The sequence below is a fragment of the Pedobacter sp. ASV1-7 genome (assembly GCF_040203335.1).
Taxonomy (GTDB): domain Bacteria; phylum Bacteroidota; class Bacteroidia; order Sphingobacteriales; family Sphingobacteriaceae; genus Pedobacter.
In genome coordinates this window covers 76,737-95,837 of record NZ_JBEHBV010000001.1, presented here as the reverse complement: position 1 = coordinate 95,837, position 19,101 = coordinate 76,737, and the positions used below count along the sequence as shown (strand labels likewise).

Annotated in this window: 18 protein-coding genes; 10 read left to right on the top strand and 8 right to left on the bottom strand. The window is 37.7% G+C overall.

Going from position 1 to position 19,101, the window contains the following annotated elements:
- Nucleotides 1–83 precede the first annotated feature (83 nt).
- The 4 genes from ABDJ41_RS00450 to ABDJ41_RS00435 are packed head-to-tail and all read right to left on the bottom strand — an operon-like array spanning nucleotide 84 to nucleotide 4,630.
- Complete coding sequence (locus ABDJ41_RS00450; RefSeq protein WP_349783755.1) at nucleotides 84–1,631, bottom strand: DHA2 family efflux MFS transporter permease subunit; 1,548 nt, start codon at nucleotides 1,629–1,631, stop codon at nucleotides 84–86.
- Between the two features lie 3 nt (nucleotides 1,632–1,634).
- Entirely contained in the window at nucleotides 1,635–2,678 is a 1,044-nt protein-coding gene (locus ABDJ41_RS00445) for an HlyD family secretion protein (RefSeq protein ID WP_349783753.1), read from the bottom strand.
- 19 nt (nucleotides 2,679–2,697) lie between these two features.
- The gene (locus ABDJ41_RS00440; RefSeq protein WP_349783751.1) at nucleotides 2,698–4,014 is read right to left on the bottom strand and encodes a TolC family protein; all 1,317 of its coding nucleotides are present in this window, start codon (nucleotides 4,012–4,014) and stop codon (nucleotides 2,698–2,700) included.
- The gene (locus ABDJ41_RS00435) at nucleotides 4,004–4,630 is read right to left on the bottom strand and encodes a TetR/AcrR family transcriptional regulator (protein ID WP_349783749.1); all 627 of its coding nucleotides are present in this window, start codon (nucleotides 4,628–4,630) and stop codon (nucleotides 4,004–4,006) included. Before ABDJ41_RS00435 ends, ABDJ41_RS00440 begins: the two co-directional genes overlap by 11 nt.
- Before the next feature lie 147 nt (nucleotides 4,631–4,777).
- On the opposite strand from ABDJ41_RS00435, the gene ABDJ41_RS00430 reads away from it, so the two are divergent.
- Nucleotides 4,778–4,960: a hypothetical protein gene (locus ABDJ41_RS00430; protein ID WP_349783747.1), complete on the top strand. Its 183-nt coding sequence runs from the start codon at nucleotides 4,778–4,780 to the stop codon at nucleotides 4,958–4,960.
- Between the two features lie 29 nt (nucleotides 4,961–4,989).
- Nucleotides 4,990–5,547, top strand: coding sequence for a DUF2911 domain-containing protein (locus ABDJ41_RS00425; protein ID WP_349783746.1), 558 nt, complete (start codon nucleotides 4,990–4,992; stop codon nucleotides 5,545–5,547).
- Between the two features lie 29 nt (nucleotides 5,548–5,576).
- Here the strand turns inward: ABDJ41_RS00425 and ABDJ41_RS00420 are convergent, their stop codons facing one another.
- The 3 genes from ABDJ41_RS00420 to ABDJ41_RS00410 are packed head-to-tail and all read right to left on the bottom strand — an operon-like array spanning nucleotide 5,577 to nucleotide 7,694.
- The gene (locus tag ABDJ41_RS00420) at nucleotides 5,577–5,999 is read right to left on the bottom strand and encodes a hotdog fold thioesterase (protein ID WP_349783744.1); all 423 of its coding nucleotides are present in this window, start codon (nucleotides 5,997–5,999) and stop codon (nucleotides 5,577–5,579) included.
- Nucleotides 5,996–6,499 carry a DinB family protein gene (locus ABDJ41_RS00415; RefSeq protein ID WP_349783742.1) on the bottom strand — a complete coding sequence of 168 codons (504 nt, stop codon included), beginning with the start codon at nucleotides 6,497–6,499 and terminating at the stop codon, nucleotides 5,996–5,998. Before ABDJ41_RS00415 ends, ABDJ41_RS00420 begins: the two co-directional genes overlap by 4 nt.
- Nucleotides 6,477–7,694 (bottom strand): sensor histidine kinase, encoded by a 1,218-nt coding sequence (locus ABDJ41_RS00410; protein WP_349783740.1) that lies wholly within the window; start codon nucleotides 7,692–7,694, stop codon nucleotides 6,477–6,479. Before ABDJ41_RS00410 ends, ABDJ41_RS00415 begins: the two co-directional genes overlap by 23 nt.
- Nucleotides 7,695–8,001: 307 nt before the next feature.
- Between ABDJ41_RS00410 and gltX the strand changes: the two genes are divergently transcribed.
- The 8 genes from gltX to ABDJ41_RS00370 all read left to right on the top strand — a co-directional run bounded on the left by gltX (nucleotide 8,002) and on the right by ABDJ41_RS00370 (nucleotide 17,432).
- Nucleotides 8,002–9,510 carry a glutamate--tRNA ligase gene (gltX, locus tag ABDJ41_RS00405; protein ID WP_349783738.1) on the top strand — a complete coding sequence of 503 codons (1,509 nt, stop codon included), beginning with the start codon at nucleotides 8,002–8,004 and terminating at the stop codon, nucleotides 9,508–9,510.
- 71 nt (nucleotides 9,511–9,581) lie between these two features.
- A complete protein-coding gene (gene ypfJ, locus ABDJ41_RS00400) occupies nucleotides 9,582–10,421 on the top strand; it encodes a KPN_02809 family neutral zinc metallopeptidase (protein ID WP_349783736.1) in 840 nt (279 codons plus the stop codon).
- A gap of 105 nt (nucleotides 10,422–10,526) precedes the next feature.
- Nucleotides 10,527–11,672, top strand: a complete 1,146-nt coding sequence (locus ABDJ41_RS00395) for a hybrid sensor histidine kinase/response regulator (protein ID WP_349783734.1) — start codon at nucleotides 10,527–10,529, stop codon at nucleotides 11,670–11,672.
- Nucleotides 11,665–15,267 (top strand): response regulator, encoded by a 3,603-nt coding sequence (locus ABDJ41_RS00390; protein WP_349783732.1) that lies wholly within the window; start codon nucleotides 11,665–11,667, stop codon nucleotides 15,265–15,267. Before ABDJ41_RS00395 ends, ABDJ41_RS00390 begins: the two co-directional genes overlap by 8 nt.
- 7 nt (nucleotides 15,268–15,274) lie before the next feature.
- A complete protein-coding gene (locus ABDJ41_RS00385) occupies nucleotides 15,275–15,667 on the top strand; it encodes a response regulator (RefSeq protein ID WP_349783730.1) in 393 nt (130 codons plus the stop codon).
- A gap of 3 nt (nucleotides 15,668–15,670) precedes the next feature.
- Entirely contained in the window at nucleotides 15,671–16,492 is an 822-nt protein-coding gene (locus ABDJ41_RS00380) for a CheR family methyltransferase (protein ID WP_349783728.1), read from the top strand.
- Complete coding sequence (locus ABDJ41_RS00375) at nucleotides 16,474–17,055, top strand: chemotaxis protein CheB (protein ID WP_349783727.1); 582 nt, start codon at nucleotides 16,474–16,476, stop codon at nucleotides 17,053–17,055. The genes ABDJ41_RS00380 and ABDJ41_RS00375 overlap by 19 nt, the downstream gene beginning before the upstream one ends.
- 11 nt (nucleotides 17,056–17,066) lie before the next feature.
- Complete coding sequence (locus tag ABDJ41_RS00370) at nucleotides 17,067–17,432, top strand: response regulator (RefSeq protein ID WP_349783726.1); 366 nt, start codon at nucleotides 17,067–17,069, stop codon at nucleotides 17,430–17,432.
- Here the strand turns inward: ABDJ41_RS00370 and ABDJ41_RS00365 are convergent.
- Nucleotides 17,425–19,101: a DUF8614 domain-containing protein gene (locus ABDJ41_RS00365; protein ID WP_349783724.1), complete on the bottom strand. Its 1,677-nt coding sequence runs from the start codon at nucleotides 19,099–19,101 to the stop codon at nucleotides 17,425–17,427. The genes ABDJ41_RS00370 and ABDJ41_RS00365 overlap by 8 nt on opposite strands.

Sequence of the window (19,101 nt, the reverse complement as noted above, 5' to 3'; positions counted from 1 at the left end):
TAGTGGAGGCACTGATTTTTGCAGTTTAATTGTTAATTTTTTTGAGGTAAAACGGCCGTTAGTTGTCTAACGGCCGTTTTTTATTAATGAAGATCGGCAGGGACTGCAACGTTCTTTTTAAACTTTTGTAAATAAAGTAAAGGAATCGAACATAATAAAATGAGTCCTGCAACCCAATAAGCATCACTATAAGTAAGTAAGAGTGATTGTTTTGTCACTGTGCCTTCAATTGCTTTAATTGCCAGTGTTTTGGCGTCCAGATAGGTATAGCCTTTAGCCATAAAACTGTTTACAAATCCGTTGAACCGTTCATTAAAGGCTGGATTGTATTCATTTACGTTAACTAAAAGGTTGCTTCTGTGAAAGCCTTGGCGTACATGTATCAATGTTGTCAAAGCTGCAATACCAAATGATCCTCCAAGTTGTCGCATCATATTATTTAATCCGGAACCCTGACCTATTTCAGCCCCTTTTAAATCCTGGATAGCCAGAGTTGTTAATGGAACAAATAACAGGGCCATTCCAATACCACGAATAATCAAAGGAAGAAAGAAATCGCCCGTTCCTGATTGCAAGGTTGATTTGCTTAGCATAGAGCAGAATACGAAGAATAAGAACATCCCTATCGTTGCCATGAACTGTGCCGGGATGTTTTTCTTCAACATAATACCTATAAAGGGCATCATGACAATGGTACATAATCCCCCTGGAAATAAGAGTTCTCCGGTCTGTAGAGGAGAAAAGCCCAATAGATTCTGACAAAATACAGGGAATACGAATACCGAGCCATATAATCCAAATCCTAATATAAATGAAGTAAACATTCCCACCGAAAAACTCCTGTGGCGCATGATTTTAAAGTTTACAATCGGGTGGTCAGTGCTCAGTTCCCTCCAAATGAATAGTAGTAAGCCCAGGACTGAAGTTACTGCCAGTGCTGTAATGTAGGGTGTGGCAAACCAATCTTCACTTTCCCCTTTTTCCAGTACGGTTTGTAAACTACCCACAGCTATGGCGAGTAAAATGATACCCCACCAGTCTACGGGCATTCCTTTTCCATCTTTTGGAGTCTCCCTGACAAACATATATGTACAATATGCTGCAAGAATTCCGACCGGAATATTTACATAAAAGATTAGTGGCCAGGAGCTGATTTCGAGTAAATAACCGCCAATAGTAGGGCCAACAGTTGGCCCTACTACGGCTCCAAGTCCAAATAAGGCTGTGGCGATACCTACATCTTCTCTTGGCCAGGTCTCGATTAGTATAGCCTGGGCTGTTGAAATCAGGCCTCCTCCTGCAAGTCCCTGCAGGATTCTGAAGGCTATAAGTTCTTCAAGATTGGTCGCATTTCCACAAAGGAATGATGCTACGGTAAACAGAATAATTGAAAAAAGGAAGTAGTTTTTACGGCCAAAACGGCTGCCGAGCCATCCTGACATCGGCAATATTATTACATTGGCAACTGCATAGCCCGTAGATAACCAGGCTACATCTTCAAGTGTTGCTCCCAGGTTACCTTGTATTTGAGGGATCGCTACGTTTACAATCGTGGTGTCAATCAGCTCCAGTAATGAAGCCGTAATCACGGTAAAAGTAATAATCCATTTTTTTAAACCTTGCTCGGCCATCGGTTAGCTTTTTATCGAAACAGAAACCTTAACGCTCATACCAGGACGAAGCTTTTCAAGGACTGCCTTTTGAGCTTTTGTGATTTTTATTTTTACAGGAACTCGCTGCACTACTTTAACAAAGTTTCCAGTAGCATTATCGGGAGGGAGTAAAGATCCTTTTGCACCGGTAATAGGTGCGAAATTGTAGACCTCACCCTCAACAGATTCTGTAGGATAGGCATCTACCTCTATTTTAACTTTAGAACCGACTTTTATATCCTCCAATTGCGTTTCTTTAAAGTTTGCAGTAACATAAATGCTATTGTCGTTTACTATTGCAAACAACGATTGACCAGGTTGTATCAATTGACCTTTCTGTATATTTTTTTTAGAGACGATACCAGTAGTTGGAGCTTTGATTTCTGTATAAGATAATTGTAGTTTCGCAAAATCTACATCTGCTTGACGCTGAGTAACACCAGTGTTGCTTACTGCAAGTTGAGATTGTGTGGTGCCCACTTGCTTTACAGCAGCGTGGTACTGATCATTTGCAGCAGTAAATGCAGCCTGGGCAGATTCTTTCTGGGCTTTTACCTGATCAAATTGTTGCTGAGTAACGGATCCATCTTTTACCAGATTCAGATATCGTTCATAATCTTTTTGAGCAAGATTTAATTTAACTTTTGCAGCTTCAATATTGGCTTTTGCAGTGCTTGTATTAGCTGCGGTAGCTACAATCTGAGATTGAGAAACATCAACTCCTGCATTTGCACCTTTTTGACCTGCAATTGCCTGTTCCAATTTTATTTTATAGTCCCTGTCATCCAGCGTAACAAGCACATCACCCTCATTAACCTTTGTATTCTCTTCGAATTTAATGTCTTTTATATATCCGCCAACACGAGCTACAACCGGACTGATATCTCCATCAATCTGCGCATCATCCGTATCAACGTGCTTGCTGTAATAGATATATTCTTTAATGCCAAATATGGCACCAAAAAGGATGAGCACTCCTAATATGATTGGAATTATTTTATTCTTTTTTTTCTTTTCAGTTGTCATTGCCTGATTTGTTTTGGTGTTAATGAGAAATTTTTCCAGTAGATTTAAGTAGGCTATAATATGCTAAGCCAGCATCAGCTTTGGCAATTTCTAAATTGATTTTTGCCTGGTATAACAAAGTTTCTGCATCAATCCGATCAATAGCTGAGGCAACATTGTTTTTGTATTTTGATGCCAGTAACTTATCATTTTCAGTGGCTTGAGTAATTGCAGTTTCAAGGACTTTAATCTTTTTTAAAGACAATTGATAATTCTGATAGTTTCTGTTGACTTCTGTTTTTAATTGATCAGAGACAATACTCCTCTGCAGATCAATTTCCTTTTGATGAATTCTCGCTTCAGTAACTTTGTTTTTATTTGTCCATAAATTTCCTATATTCCATGATACATTGGCACCTAATGTAAAAGGCATAACGAACTGATCTGTTGGGGGAATGAATTTTCCACTTGGGTTGATATAATATAAGTTTGCGCCAACACCAACTGTTGGTAATGTATTGGCTTTAACTGACTTTATATTCACATCTGCCACTTTGTTCTGCAAGTCAAGTTGTTTAAGCTCTTGTCTGTCGGAGAAAGCTAATTCTAGATAGGAATTCAATGGGGCATTAGTTTTAAGTGCAGCATCGGGTTCGGCAATTTCAATTTCTGTGTTTTCATTTAATCCAAGCAGTATATCTAGATTGTAATTAATTATTCTTCTGTTGTTTTCTGCTTCCAGGTCTGTAAGGGACACATTTGCTTGTTGAAGTTGAAACCGTAATACATCATTCTTAGTAACAATCCCCTGTTCAAAAAAGCGCTGCGACTGTTTTAGCTGACTATCTATTGATTCAAGATTTTGAGCAATGACTTTTTTGCTCTGAATAACTTTAAATAGGGAGTAATAAGTGTTAATAACAGCATAGCTGATTTCTTCCTGGTTTTTGTCAGCATCAAGCTTTGCCGCTTCAGCAAGGAGTCGAGTAGATTCCTCTGCATATCTCAATTTTCCGCCGCCATAAATGAGTTCTTCGACAGCAGCAGTTCCTACGAATGCATCTGCACGTTTGGGTAAATGAATAGGGTTGCCCCCACCAATACTTAATGTATTTGTGGGAATTTCTGCATGATTGTAGAGAAAAGATGCCTTTGCTGTAGGCAGTGCATTATCTTTTACTGTATTTAATTTTGCAATAGCTTGATCAATTTTATTCTGTGAAAGCCTTAAATTTTTGCTGTTTTCTATTCCGAGAGCTATAGCTTCAGGCAGACTTAATTTTTTGATATCCTGAGCATAAAGGAGCCCGGGGATGAGAGAAGTTATAAAGCCTAGTCGAATTGATTTACGTGTCATTTTTAGGGGTTAAAAAGGTGACAATAAGGTCTTTTAAATGAGCGATTAATCTGTCCGTAATGAGTTTCTTATCCTCGATTCTGTTAATGTCCAACGTTGTACCATAGGTGATTTTTGCAGGAGAGACAGCAACATTACTTATTGTGCCCATGATTGTTGCAATCAGCATTCTTACATCTACCTGTTTGAAACTCCCTTCTGTGATGCCAGCATTGATGATCTGTTCAATTATTGTCAGGTTTGCCCCCATAGCATTCTTTATCTTTAAGAACATTTCGGGCCTATGTGGAAGAGAGAATTCCCGGTGCATCATTTTGTGAAAGCTATGATTGGACATTATTCTTGTTGCATAGCCTTCGATTACTTTTAAGAGTTTTTCCATGCATGGAAGTTTCTCTTCGTTTATACTGTTAAGTTGTGAGCCAAAGTCTGCAACTCTTTTGGACATAATTTCCATGAAAACGCCTTCTTTTGAGCCGAAGTAATAGTTAATCATAGACATATTTGCCGAGGCTTCTTTCGCGATCTGGCGGGTTGATGTAGCTTCGTAACCTAGCTCAGAGAAAAGCCTTTCTGCTGCTTCAAGGATACTTGCTTTTTTGTCTGTCTTTTCCATTAAAAGAATTATGGGGAACAAAACTAATCAATCGATTGATTAGTTTTTGTGAATGAAGATTGTTTTTTTAATTAATTGACGAAAAGCTGACATGTAATCCTCCTTTATAAAATAAATCAATATCTTTGGAGCCTAAGTATTACTATAATGATTAAAGAAGAGAACAACAATAGTTTAGACTGGGTTTACTATGTTTTAGGCCTGTTTTTTGGTATTTTGACTGCTGCAATTATAACTTGTAGTTTCGGTTGGTCTATTTTAGGTGGAATTATCGGATTTATATTCGGTGCAGTTTTCTTGAACGGCATTGTTAAAGGACGTGAGTATTAGTCTTAGTTCTTAATCATTTAAGGCAATTTATGATGAAAGGAATAAATTTTATCGGAGTATTTATACTTTTCGTCTTTACGGCGAAAGCTCAGGATCTGAAGTTTTCGCCGATTGATTCCAGTCCTGCTGATATCGTTTATTTTCCACTCAATGTAGCAAAAGCTAAAGATGGCTCTTTGCCTTTGATTAAAGTAATTTATTCCAGACCAGCGAAAAAAGGACGTGAGGTTTTTGGCGTATTAGAGCAGTATGGAAAAGTGTGGCGATTAGGAGCCAATGAGAATACTGAGATTAAATTTTATAAGCGGGTAAAAATAGGAGGCAAGACTGTTAAGCCGGGCACTTATAGCTTATTTGCTTTTCCAAATAAGGATAAATGGACTCTGATTGTCAATAAACAGATAGATCGTTGGGGCGCATTTACTTACGACGAGACTAAGGACGTTTTGAGAACGGAAGTTCCTGTAAAATCTTTGGATAAGACCTTAGAAAACTTCTCTATAACTTTTACGTCGAATGCTCGAGGAGCTAACCTGATTTTGGGATGGGATAAAACATTAATCGAGCTTCCAATTGAAATAAAATAGTCGATTGAAATCCGGCGTAAACTTATTTATTAAGCCTTTTTAATAATAGCTACTGTTAGTCGGCTTATGCAATTCATTTTTCCCTTATCACTGTAAATTTTAATTTCCCAAACATGGGTTTTTGCACCGATATGAAGTGGTTTGCATATTCCGGTAACAAGGCCTGACTTAACAGGACGTAAGTGGTTTGCATTGATTTCAAGGCCTACGGCCTGATACTTCTCCGGATCTATACACATATAAGAAGCCACACTTCCAAGTGTTTCAGCGAGTACAACAGAAGCTCCCCCGTGCAATATTCCTGCTGGCTGGTGTGTGCGCTCATCTACGGGCATAGTTGCTGTTAATGTATCATTCTCGACTTGAGTAAATTTAATATCAAGAAAAGCGCCCATGTGGTTTTTTGGACGGTCATTTAGTTGTTCCGGACTAAATTCATTGAACCAGATCATAAGTAACGGCTTTTGATAATTTGTGTATGATGAATAATATGGCCAGCGATCACATAAAGTAGCGCCCTCACTGTAATTTGCCTTTCAGAAGCAGTTCCGCTTCTGTTAAGCTCTTTTTCTGAAAGTGAATCGAACAAATAAATATTTGCTTTTCTCAATAAAGCAAACTCTTCTGATAAACTAAGTAAGCTTCTGTCCTGAAAATGAGCATTAACAACATAATCATCTTCTTCAAAGCCGGGTAAAGCATGGTTTTCTCCTCTGGCAAAACAAGTCAGACGATATACAAGAATCCGCTCAGTATCTATAATATGACCAATTAATTGCTTAATTGTCCATTTCCCGGGTGCGTAGGCATAATCGGCCTTTTCAATCAGACTATTTATAAAATCCGAAAACTCGGAGGCCTGTTTTTTTAATAATTCCATTACATCTCCTTCTACAAGGCTAATGTATTGCTCTGCCCATACGGGATACTCATGTGTTTGTGGTCGGTTCATAAGTAATACTGCTTTTTAAAATGATACGAAAGGTAGTTCCTTTGCCAAGTTCTGAATCTTTTACAAAGATTTGTCCATTATGGTAATTTTCGATAATTCTTTTTGTTAATGATAAGCCAAGGCCCCATCCACGTTTGCGTGTTGTGTATCCCGGTTGGAAAACAGCATCAAACTTTGATCGTGTAATCCCTTTTCCGGTATCAGTAACATCAATGAAGACCTCTTCCTTGGCCAGGTTTTCAATAATGTCTATAGTTATGTGCCCTTCATTTTCAATCGCATTTGCTGCATTTTTTAGTAGGTTTTCAATCACCCAGTCAAATAAGGGTACATTTAACAGTGCACGGACTTGTTCATCACCTGCAATTTTAAAAATGATTTTATCCGAAATTCGGAGTTTAAAATACTCTACAAAATTATAAATAACAGTATAAACCACATGGTCCTCTACAATAGGCTTTGAACCTATTTTAGAGAATCGATCGGTGATCACCTCCAGCCGCTTAATATCATTCTCCATTTCTGCTATCAATGGGTCTTCTTCTGCGTCAAACCTTGATTTGATCAATTCAACCCAGGCCATCAGAGAAGATATTGGTGTTCCCAACTGATGAGCAGTTTCTTTGGCCATACCTACCCAAACCTGATCTTGTTCCGCTTTTCTTGCTGAACTAAAAGCTACATAGGCAGTAATTAAAAATAAACCAATCACAGCTAATTGTATATAAGGGAAATAGCGAAGTTGGGTTAAGGTTGCCGAATCTTTATAATAAATATACCAGCGTGTTCCATCTAGACCAATGATTGGAGTAGGAGGATGCTGAGTTTTCATTTTGTTAAGTTCCCTTGCAAAATATCCTGGATCATAGGTTTTATTGGGCTGTTTTTCTACTTCATAATTTGTTTTAGTTGAATCAAGGCCCTGATAGGCTAAAATGGCTCCTTCTGAATCAATCATTATAACAGGTAACTTTGTATTTGTTCTGATTAGATCAATCAAACTTGTATAACGATCGTCATCGTACATGGCTAAAGATTGTTCCGTCACTTTTACGTATAATTGGAATTGAAGCTGCTCCTCACGCTCCATTTTTTTTACAAAAAAGTCGCTGTAAAAAACAGAAGCAGTGCCAATCACAATGGCAAAGATGAGCAGAAAGAATTTCCAGCGGCGTTTTTTTTCGTATGGATTCATGTTAATATATGGGCAAATTACAAAATAGCATTTGAAAATGCAGTGAAACGAGTTAAATAATAAAAGGCATTAAAGGCACCTTTAAGTGTGTTTTAAAGGCGTCTAACCCATAAATACCCATATGAGACTCATTGCAGAGTCATACAAGACTCATATAAATCATAGGTTGTTTATTGGTAACCATTTGTCTATAAGGTGTTTGGGTGTGTTTTTTTGCTAAAAGTAAGGCCTTTTAATTGTTTGCATTACAAAATTTGTTCAATGGAATACTAAAGCACTAAAAAATATATCTTTGTAGTTCGTAATCATGGAAAAGAAAGTAAGAGTAAGATTTGCCCCTAGTCCAACAGGGGGACTACATTTGGGTGGTGTGCGTACCGCGTTGTTTAATTATCTGTTTGCAAAAAAGCACAACGGAAAGTTTATTTTACGTATTGAGGATACTGATCAGACCCGCTTTGTGGAAGGAGCAGAGGAGTATATTGCTTCTTGCCTGGACTGGTGTGGAATTGTTCCTGATGAAAGTCCTGCAAAAGAAGGTGCATTTGGTCCATATCGTCAAAGCGAGCGTAAAGCTACTTATAAGCAGTATGCAGATCAGTTAATTGCTGATGGATATGCTTATTATGCTTTTGATACCCCTGAGGACCTGGATATTAAAAGAAAAGAAATTCCAAATTTTACATATGGATTAGCAACCCGTGGAAGGATGCGAAATTCACTTACACTTACTGAAGCAGAAGTGGCGAATCTATTGGCTAATAACACGCCTTATGTTGTGCGCATTAAAATGCCTGAAAATGAAACGGTGTCTTTTACGGACATGATTCGAGGACATGTTAGTTTCGATACGAACTTGGTTGATGATAAAGTTTTACTGAAAGCAGATGGGATGCCTACTTACCACCTTGCTGTAGTGGCAGATGATAAGGCTATGGAAATCAGTCATATCTTCAGAGGCGAAGAATGGCTTCCTTCAGCACCAATTCATATTCTTTTATGGAGATATCTAGGGTGGGAAGATGATATGCCAGCATGGGTACATTTACCACTAATCTTAAAACCAGATGGAAATGGTAAATTGAGCAAAAGAGATGGTGATAGGTTAGGCTTTCCTGTATATGCACAAAACTGGACGGATCCTAAAACTGGGGACCTGACTAAGGGGTTTAGAGAGCTGGGCTTTATGCCGGAGGCATTTGTTAATCTATTAGCCATGCTTGGTTGGAATGATGGTACGGATCAGGAGATCTTCTCATTGAATGAACTTATAGAAAAATTCTCATTAGAAAGAATTAGTAAGGCAGGAGCAAAGTTTGATTTTGAAAAAGCCAAATGGTATAACCATGAGTGGATTAAAAAGGCGAATGCAGAAATATTGCTTCCAGTTGTGAAACAAGCTTTTGTAGAACAAGGTACAGTATTGACTGATGACCAGTATTTAAAGAAAATTATTGACCTAATTAAAGACCGCTGTAACCTTTTAACTGATTTTGTACCACAAAGCCTTTACTTTTTTGTTGAGCCTGAATCATATGATTTAGATGCAGTTAAGCCAAAGTGGAGTATTGAAAAAGCTAAGTTTTTTGAAGCTTATGCACTAGAAATAGCAGATGGACTTAGAGGGCCAGAATTGGAAGAGCAGTTTAAAACACTTGCTACAGCACATAATTTTAAACCTGGAGAACTAATGTTGCCATTTAGGATTATGCTTGTTGGAGGGAAGTTTGGACCAGGTGTCTTTGATATTGCTGTTGCGCTTGGTGCGGTGGAAACGATAAAAAGAATTCATAAAGCGATAGTAGCGTTCAGTTAAATATTATTTCTTCTGGTTTTGGTATAACAATTGCCGCAAAGTTTAATTCACCTAATTAAAAATGAATTTCTATGCAATGGTTTGGTAAAGGAAGTGGCAATATTGATGACAGGAGAGGAATGAGTGGAGGAAAAGTACTTGGCGGCGGTGCAGCTATTGTCGTTGTGGTACTCGGTCTTATTTTTGGACAGGACTTTTCCGGTCTGGTTAATCAGCTCCCTATCGGACAGCAGGCAAGTGTAGAAGGGACTCGCGGGGTGCCACAGGATGCCGAGGGCAAGTTTGTAGCGGGGGTGTTGGAGTCTACCGATTCAGTTTGGATTGAGCAATTTAAAGGATTAGGAAGAGAATATGAACCGCCGGTTCTTACACTGTTCGACAATAGTGTTCAGTCGGCATGTGGTAATGCCAGTTCTGCGGTTGGCCCTTTTTATTGTCCTGCAGACCATAAAGTATACATTGATTTAACTTTCTATAAAGATTTAAAGGATCGCTTTGGTGCTGCCGGTGATTTTGCACAAGCTTATGTCATTGCACATGAGGTGGGACATCATGTACAAAATCTGCTCGGTATATCAGAAAAAGTACAGCGCGCAAGAGCACAAATGAGTGAAGTAGAATATAACAAATTGTCGGTCAAACTAGAGTTACAGGCTGATTTCTTTGCTGGTTTGTGGGCGCATCATGCACAAAACCTGGCTAACTTTAAATTAGATCAGGGAGATATTGAAGAAGCATTAACTGCTGCAAATGCAATTGGGGATGATAAACTCCAGCAACAGTCGCAAGGTGAAGTAGTGCCGGATGCATTTACCCATGGTACCTCTGCTCAGAGGATGTACTGGTTCAAAAAGGGCTTTGACACAGGCGATTTCAATCAAGGTGATACATTTAATACGGGACGGTTATAATTTTTTTGCGAGAATTAGGTTGTTTATATGTTTAAACTTGTATAGATTTAACATAAACAAATAACCAGGCTCGGTTCTGATTTCAACGCCTATTTATCTTTAATAATGATATTAATTGTAGACGATACTCCTGAGAACCTCATTTCTTTAAAGAAGGTTCTGGAACGACATAATTTTGAAGTTGATACAGCATCCTCTGGTGAGGAAGCACTTAAAAAGGTGCTTAAAAATGAGTATGTATTAATTATTTTAGATGTACAAATGCCGGGAATGGATGGTTTTGAAGTTGCGGAGGCAATTTCAGGCTATAGTAAGGCGAAGGAAACAGCAATTATATTCTTATCAGCGGCAAACACTGAACTTAAATTTATTACTAAAGGGTATTCATCGGGGGGATTGGATTATATAACCAAGCCCGTGGATATGGATATTCTGTTATTAAAAGTGAAAACATTTTATCGCATCTATGAACAAAGCAGAAAACTCATTGAAGTTCAAAAGGCCTTGTTGGATGAGATAGAATTCCGGAAAAAAGCAGAAAGAAAAAAAGACGAGTTTATTAGTATTGCCAGCCATGAATTAAAAACACCTCTTACTAGTGTAAAGGGATATGTCCAGCTATTGGCTAGAAGTATTGAGAAAGGGGATCTTGCAACAGTAAAAAAACACTTGATAAAAGCGCAATTACAGCTAGATAAATTGAATGATCTTATTGCAGAACTTCTGGATATTTCTAAAATAGAAAGTGGGAAGCTAGAGTTTAATAAAAAGTATTTTGAGCTGGATCAAATGCTAGAGGGAGTACTTGAAGTCATTCATCAGGCAAATCCAGAATTCAAAATTGTTATAAACGGAGCCTTTCCTCAACAGATTTATGCTGATGAGATGAGGATCGAGCAGGTAATTGTTAATTTCCTCACCAATGCAATAAAGTATTCACCCGGCACAAATGAAATACAGATCAATGTACATGTGAATGATGGAGATCTATATCTTGGTGTACGTGATTTTGGGATTGGAATTGTACCGGAGCTGCAACAAACAGTATTTGAAAAATTTTATAGAGTAGAAGAGACAGCAATTCATTTTCAGGGATTGGGAATCGGATTATATATATCGGCCGAAATTATTAATAGGCATGGGGGGCAAATTGGTGTAAAAAGCAAATTAGGGGAGGGCTCTGAGTTTTATTTTACACTACCTATGGATATGATTAGTGATGTTGATAAAATTAAAGAATCTTATGAGTAAAAAACATATAAGGAATAATCTGCGAATTGGCCTTGGCTTATCATTGTTAATACTTTTTATTACTTCTCTGGCTTCGTATTTAAGCATTAATAATCTGATTAAAAGTGCAGAAATGGTTAAGCATAGTAATCAGGTGATGGCGAAGCTTGAAAATGTTGTGTCTGCTTTGACTGACGCTGAAACAGGGCAAAGAGGATTTCTTTTAACAAGTGATAAAGATTTCCTTGAGCCATATACAGGAGCGAAACAAAGAGCCTTGGGTTTATTGGATGAGATTAGGACAGAGACCCGTGATAATGAATTTCAACAAAGGAATGTTCAGAAGCTGAAAGAGATTATTAATGGCAGATTGGATATTATAAAGCGGACTATTGAAGATAAGGAGCGGGGGAGAGCGATAGGAGTTTCTGAACTGATCAACGGAAAGTCTTATATGGATTCTGCAAGAGATCTGATTAAAGTGATGAAGGGGGAGGAAGAACGATTGCTGGATTTACGCACCGCTAACATGAACAAACTGGCGGGCTATACTCCTTCTCTTATTATTCTAGCGGCTTTGCTTGCTATTATTATTACGATCTTCTTTTATAGGAAAGTTTCCTATGATTTCGATACCCGTACCCGGCTACAGAAAGAGTTGCAGGATCAAAAAGAAGAAATGGAGAACCGGATTGCTACAATTCAAGGTGTCGCAAACAGAATTTCTGAAGGAGATTATCAAATCCGGTTAGATGAGAATGAAAAGGATGAATTGGGAAGTTTGGCCATCTCTTTAAATACGATGGCAGAATCGTTGCAATATTCCTTTACATTATTGGCGGATAAAGAATGGTTGCAATCTGGAATTGCGGCATTAAATGATAAAATGGTTGGTGAAAAGACTGTAAAAGAACTTTCAACTGATATCATAGAAGAAATTGTAGAGCGGACGCATAGTCAGGTTGCGGCATTATACCTTAATGAGGAGGATGCTGAAACACTTCAATTAACAGGAGGGTATGCGCTAATGGAGGATGAAAAGCGGAAACGATTGAAAATTGGAGAGGGCTTGATTGGGCAGTGTATCAAGTCCAGAAAATCAATCTTAATTAATGATATTCCAGAAGGAGAATTAACGATTAGTTACACCATAGGTAGCACAAAGCCACGGAATGTGATTGCTGTACCGATTTTTAGAGATGGAGAGATCATTGGTGGAATGGAATTTGGTTCTTTGCAAACCTATACCCCGTTGCAGATTGACTTTCTGAATAGTATTTCCAATAATATTGGAGTTGCTATTCACGTATCTCAAAACCGGAGTAAACTGCAGGAATTTTTAGAAGAGACACAGGCGCAGGCAGAAGAATTGCAGGCACAACATCGCGAACTTGAGGGGTTAAATGCTGAACTTGAGGCTCAAACTCAAAGAATTCAGACTTCAGAAGAGGAATTGAGAGTTCAACAAGAAGAACTTTTGCAAAGCAATCAGGAGCTTGAGGAACGTACAAGTTTGCTAGAAGAAAAGAACCAGTTGATTCGGGAAAGAAATATCGATATACAGCAGAAGGCAGAACAATTGGAGCAGAGTACCAAGTATAAATCTGAGTTTCTGGCAAATATGTCTCATGAGTTGAGGACTCCATTAAATTCTATTTTATTGCTGTCAAAATTAATGTCAGAAAATAAAGAGCTTGACAAGGAATATATTGAATATGCAGAAGTTATACAAAGCTCTGGACAAGGATTACTTGGTTTGATCGATGAAATACTGGATCTTTCGAAAATTGAGGCAGGTAAGATGAAGCTTGAATTCAGAGATGTTAGTATTGCAGAGATTGCAACTGATATGCGATCTCTGTTTAATCCATTAGCTAAGAATAAACATCTTCAGTTGATTATTGATGTAGAGGAGTCATTGCAAAACTTCAATACTGATAAAATGAGGTTAGAGCAGATACTTAAAAATCTACTTTCAAACGCGATTAAGTTTACTTCAACAGGTAAAGTAACTTTAACAATAGCGAAGGACGAATCGGGCAAACATATTCTATTTAAGGTTACAGATACTGGAATTGGGATTTCTCCGGATAAACAGGGGCTCATTTTCGAAGCATTTCAGCAAGCGGATGGGTCCACCAGACGTAAGTTTGGTGGAACGGGATTAGGCCTTTCGATAAGTAGAGAGCTGGCAAAGCTTTTAGATGGTGATATTGAATTGACCAGTAAGGAACATGTAGGTAGTGAATTTATACTTTCATTGCCCTTTGTCCGTAAAATGGTTGATGAACAGTCCAAACCTGATCAAAAAACAGAAGATATTGTTCAACCGATTTATGTAGATAGGGTAGAGAAAGTTGTGGCTGAGCGATTTACTGTGGATCATATCCCAAATGAAATCGAAGACGACAGGAATGATATTCAGCCTGGTGATAGGGTGATTCTCATTATTGAGGATGATACTAATTTTGCGAAAACACTATTAAGTTTTACGCGTAAAAAGAACTATAAGGGCCTTGTCGCGGTACGTGGAGACATGGGTGTTGAAATGGCGAATCTTTATCAGCCATTAGCCATCCTACTGGATATACAGTTGCCGATTAAAGATGGCTGGCAGGTAATGGAAGAATTGAAATCTAATCCTGCAACCCGACCAATACCCGTCCATATTATGTCTTCCATGGAGGTTAAAAAAGAAAGTTTATTGAAAGGAGCAATTGATTTTATCAATAAGCCAGTTGCATTAGAACACATTAAACAGATTTTTGAAAAACTTGAGGAAGCGTTTAGCAGGCATCCCCGAAAGGTATTGATTGTTGAAGAAAATAAGCAACATGCGGAGGCTTTAAGTTATTTTTTGAGTAATTACAATATCCATACAGAAGTCGCAGATAATGTAAAACAAAGCATTGGGGCACTAAATAAAAATGAAGTGGATTGTGTAATCCTGGATATGGGGATACCAGATAAAAATGCCTACGAGACTTTAGATGTGATAAAAAAGAGTCCGGGTCTAGAGAATCTGCCCATTATTATATTTACAGGGAAAAACCTGTCAAAAGGTGAGGAGATAAGAATTAAGCAGTATGCTGATTCAATTGTTATTAAGACGGCACATTCTTATCAGAGGATTTTAGATGAGGCAGGGCTTTTTCTTCATTTGGTAGAAGAAAGTGAGGTCGAAAAGAAACATAAAAAGCCTGATTCAGAAAAACTTGGTGGATTGTATGATGTGTTGAGTAAGAAGACTGTTTTGATTGCAGATGATGATGTTCGTAATATCTTTTCCTTAACAAAGGCATTGGAACAACATAAGATGACGGTTCTTGCAGCGGTTGATGGAAAAGAAGCCCTTCAGATGCTTAAAAATAATCCAATGGTGGATATTGTACTCATGGACATGATGATGCCTGAGATGGACGGATATGAGACAACAAAAGAAATTAGAAAGAACCCTGCATACAAGCAATTGCCAATTTTGGCTGTTACAGCGAAAGCAATGATGGGGGATAGAGAAAAGTGCATAGCTGCAGGGGCTTCTGATTACATTTCAAAACCTGTAGATGTAGATCAGTTGATTTCGTTACTAAGAGTCTGGCTTTACAATAAGGTTTAATCATAAAATGCTGGGAAAGAATATGGTTGAAAATAAGATTTTAATAATTGATGACGATCACAGAAATATTTTTGCACTAAGTGCTGTCCTGAAAGCAAAGGGATACCAATGTCTTTCAGCAATGGGTGCAGAAGAGGGCCTTGAAATGCTGGCAAATGATCGGGATATAGTCGTGGTACTTATGGATATGATGATGCCAGGGATGGATGGATATGAAGCAATTTCTAAAATGAAAAATAGTACTCAGTTTAAAGACATTCCTGTAATTGCGGTTACTGCTCAGGCAATGCTTGGCGACAAGGAAAGGTGTTTGAATGCGGGTGCTGTTGGATATGTTGCAAAGCCAATAAATGTAGAAGAATTACTTAAATTGTTAGCGATTTACGTTTTAACAGAATAGACATTGGATAGCTTTTTAATTACAGATGATTATGTAGAACTATTGCTTTCTGATCTTTTGGAACAGTATGGCTATGATTTTACAGGTTATTCAAGGGCATCCTTAAAGAGACGTATTTCAAGGCTTTATTCTTTGGATAAATTATTGAGTTTTGCTGAATTCAGATATAAGGTGCTGAATGATCAGGTTTACTTTAAACGATTTGTAGAGCAGCTTACAGTTAATGTAACGGAAATGTTTAGAGATCCTTCTTTTTTTAGGACTTTAAGAGAGGTGGTGTTACCGAAACTTGGTACTTATCCATTTATACGAATATGGCTAGCTGGCTGTTCAACAGGTGAGGAAGCATATTCTATTTCAATTATCTTAAAAGAATTAAACCTGTTACATAAGTCTCTGATTTATGCAACTGATCTTAATCCAGCTGTCCTTGAAATAGCGGCACAAAGTATGTTCGCAATGAGTCAGATGAAGCAATATTCTGAAAATTATATATTGTCTGGAGGAACTGATGATTTTTCAAAGTATTATACCGCGAGTTATTCTTTAGCAAAATTTGATGATGAATTAAAGAAGAAAATCATATTTTCGACACATAATTTAGTATCTGATCACTCATTTAATGAATTCCAATTGATTCTTTGTAGAAATGTATTAATTTATTTTAACCGTGACTTGCAACATAATGTGTTGGACTTATTTGATGAAAGTCTGGAAGATTTGGGGTATCTGGCATTAGGATCAAAAGAGACTGTTGAGTTTTCGAGGGTTTCCTCTAAGTATAAGCGCTTAAAGGGAGAAAAAATATGGAGGAAAGTGGGGTAATGAGAAAATGTAAAGCACTTATTTTTGGAGGGTCTGCAGGTAGTCTGGAGGTATTATTGAAAGTGCTGCCAGATGTAAATGTAAATATCACATTTCCGATTATTATTGTGGTGCATAGAAAGCACGGTGCAGATTCTTTATTACCTGTATTGCTTTCTACCCGGACGAAACTCATTGTTAAGGAAGTAGATGAAAAAGAGAAGATCATGGCTGGCAATGTGTATATTGCGCCTTCTGACTATCATTTACTTGTTGAGCAGGATGAAACATTCTCTTTGGATTACTCTGAAAAAATAAACTATTCAAGGCCATCGATAGATGCTACTTTTCAAACTGCTGCAGAAGTATATAAAACGAATCTTGCATGTATATTGTTATCCGGTTCTAATTCAGACGGAGTTAATGGTTTGAAAAGTGTAAAAGCATGGGGTGGGAAAGCTGTAATTCAAGATCCTGAATCTGCCCAGGTTGCATATATGCCTGAGCAGGCGAGGTTAAATGTAAAGATAGATCGGATTCTGCCAATAAATGAGATGGCAGAATTTATTAATTTGATGTGCTAATTTGATTGTAAATGGAGAATAAAAAGGTATTCGTATTTGATGATAATACTGACATTCTGGATTTATGTACTATTATATTGGAGGATGCAGGTTATGATATTAAGACCTCATCTACTTCCAATAATATTGTAGATCAGGTAATGGCTTATATGCCAGATATTATATTTATGGATAACTGGTTGCCAGATATAGGGGGAATGGATGCAACTAAAGCTTTGAAGGCTGATCCTTTATTGAAGAACATACCTGTGATCTATTTTTCTGCAAATAATGATGTAAAATCGCTAGCTGATCAGGCTGGAGCGGATGGATATTTATCCAAGCCCTTCGATATTGAAGAGCTTGAAATAATTATCCAAAAACATTTAACTATTTAACCCCTAAAACATCTACTCCTTGTTCAAATACAATGTCAACAGGGATACCTTTTTTGGTTAACTTGTCTAGGTCAGTTTGTAATTCTGTAGTGATGATGGCTTTTTCACGGAGCACTTTTTCAACTGCCGCTTTATCTCCATTTCCCTGTAAGGTAATAATTAGTCCACTTAGCTTGTTCATTGCAGTTTCAAATTTTGCAAAGTCAACCTGATAAGTGCCATTTTCATTTCTAATGAAAGCTCCATTCTCTTTAAAGAAGTTGAAGCATTGCATATTTGCTTTTCCATGTGCACTGGCAGCTCCGAATCTTACAGAACGTAATATACCCGCCATGTAGGTAGTATAAAATTGTTTTATATCCCCCTCAAGCTCTCCTTTTTTAAGTAGGTATGTAACCATATAAAGGCCTAAAACATCAGCTTTACCTTCTTCTAGCCATGAATATTGCTCCTGAAGAGCTTCTTTAACAAAGCCTTTACCGGTGATTGTATTTTTAATACCCAGACCATGGGCAACTTCATGGAACATCACATTAGCAAAGAAAGCATCAAAGTTTATGTATTGAAGCTGATCTTTGTCTATTAACTCTTTAGCTATAGGAACCAGGATTTTATCAAATTTAGCCTTCATAGCATTTTTTAACTGTGAACGTCTGGTCCCTTTTTTCTGTTGAATAACCTCGTCATTTGGAAGGTTAACTGCAATTGTTTTAGAACCTGCATTACAATCACCAGCATAATAAACTACATCATAAGCGTTTAGTTCAGAGTCGGTCCCAGGCTTTTCTGTTTTATATTTAGCCTCTACAGGTAGCCCTTGTTGTAATTGAGGCAGCATGCTTACGTACTTTGCTAACTTTTTACTCCAAACCTTGTCTTTTACTAATACATAAGCTTCATACGACGCGCGTGCATTAAAAAGTTTGTCTTCATAATTTTCAATTGGGCCAATAATAATATCAAGGTTATTGGTTTTCATATCTAACCAGGCATAATCACTCGCTGTATAATTGTCGGTAACTAAGGCATCAGCACGTAGATTCAGATACTTTTTTAAGCCAGGATCTTCAGAAAGAATTGCCGCTTGCTTTAATAAGCTTGAGGCCTGTTGTAACTCTGTAGCATATAAAACATGATATGGAACTGATGAAAGTTTCCCGGTGCTGTCCTTTTTGATGACAGAGTACAATCCATATTTATCCTTCACATCAGATTTTTTTAATTCTTCTTTTGTCATACCAGTAGGATAAAACGTGGCAGCATCTGGTTTAGGGCCAATGCCATGAATAAATGGCTTATCTCCATTTAATCTGTCCCAGGGTCCATAATTGATCATCAGGAAAGCTTTTGTTTTTTCATCCTTAATCGTGCTTAGCAGGCTGTCACGTTGTGGATAAGCCTGTTTCCAAAACAAGTCATCCATAATTTGAGCAGCTTGAATCAGGAGGGGCAATATCTTTCTTTCATTAGGCGTTAGGTCATTGATGTTTGTGGTTAACTTCACTTTTTCATAAATGCCTAATCGTTCATTAACATAGTTTTGAAGGCTGTCTTCTGCCGAATTGTGAGTAGCTGTTTGGCTTGTAGACTGGGGGTTAGTGCAGGAGGCTATTCCCATAATAATTGAGCAGCCGGCAATAAAAGCAGTTGCTTTGTTAATGTGTTTCAT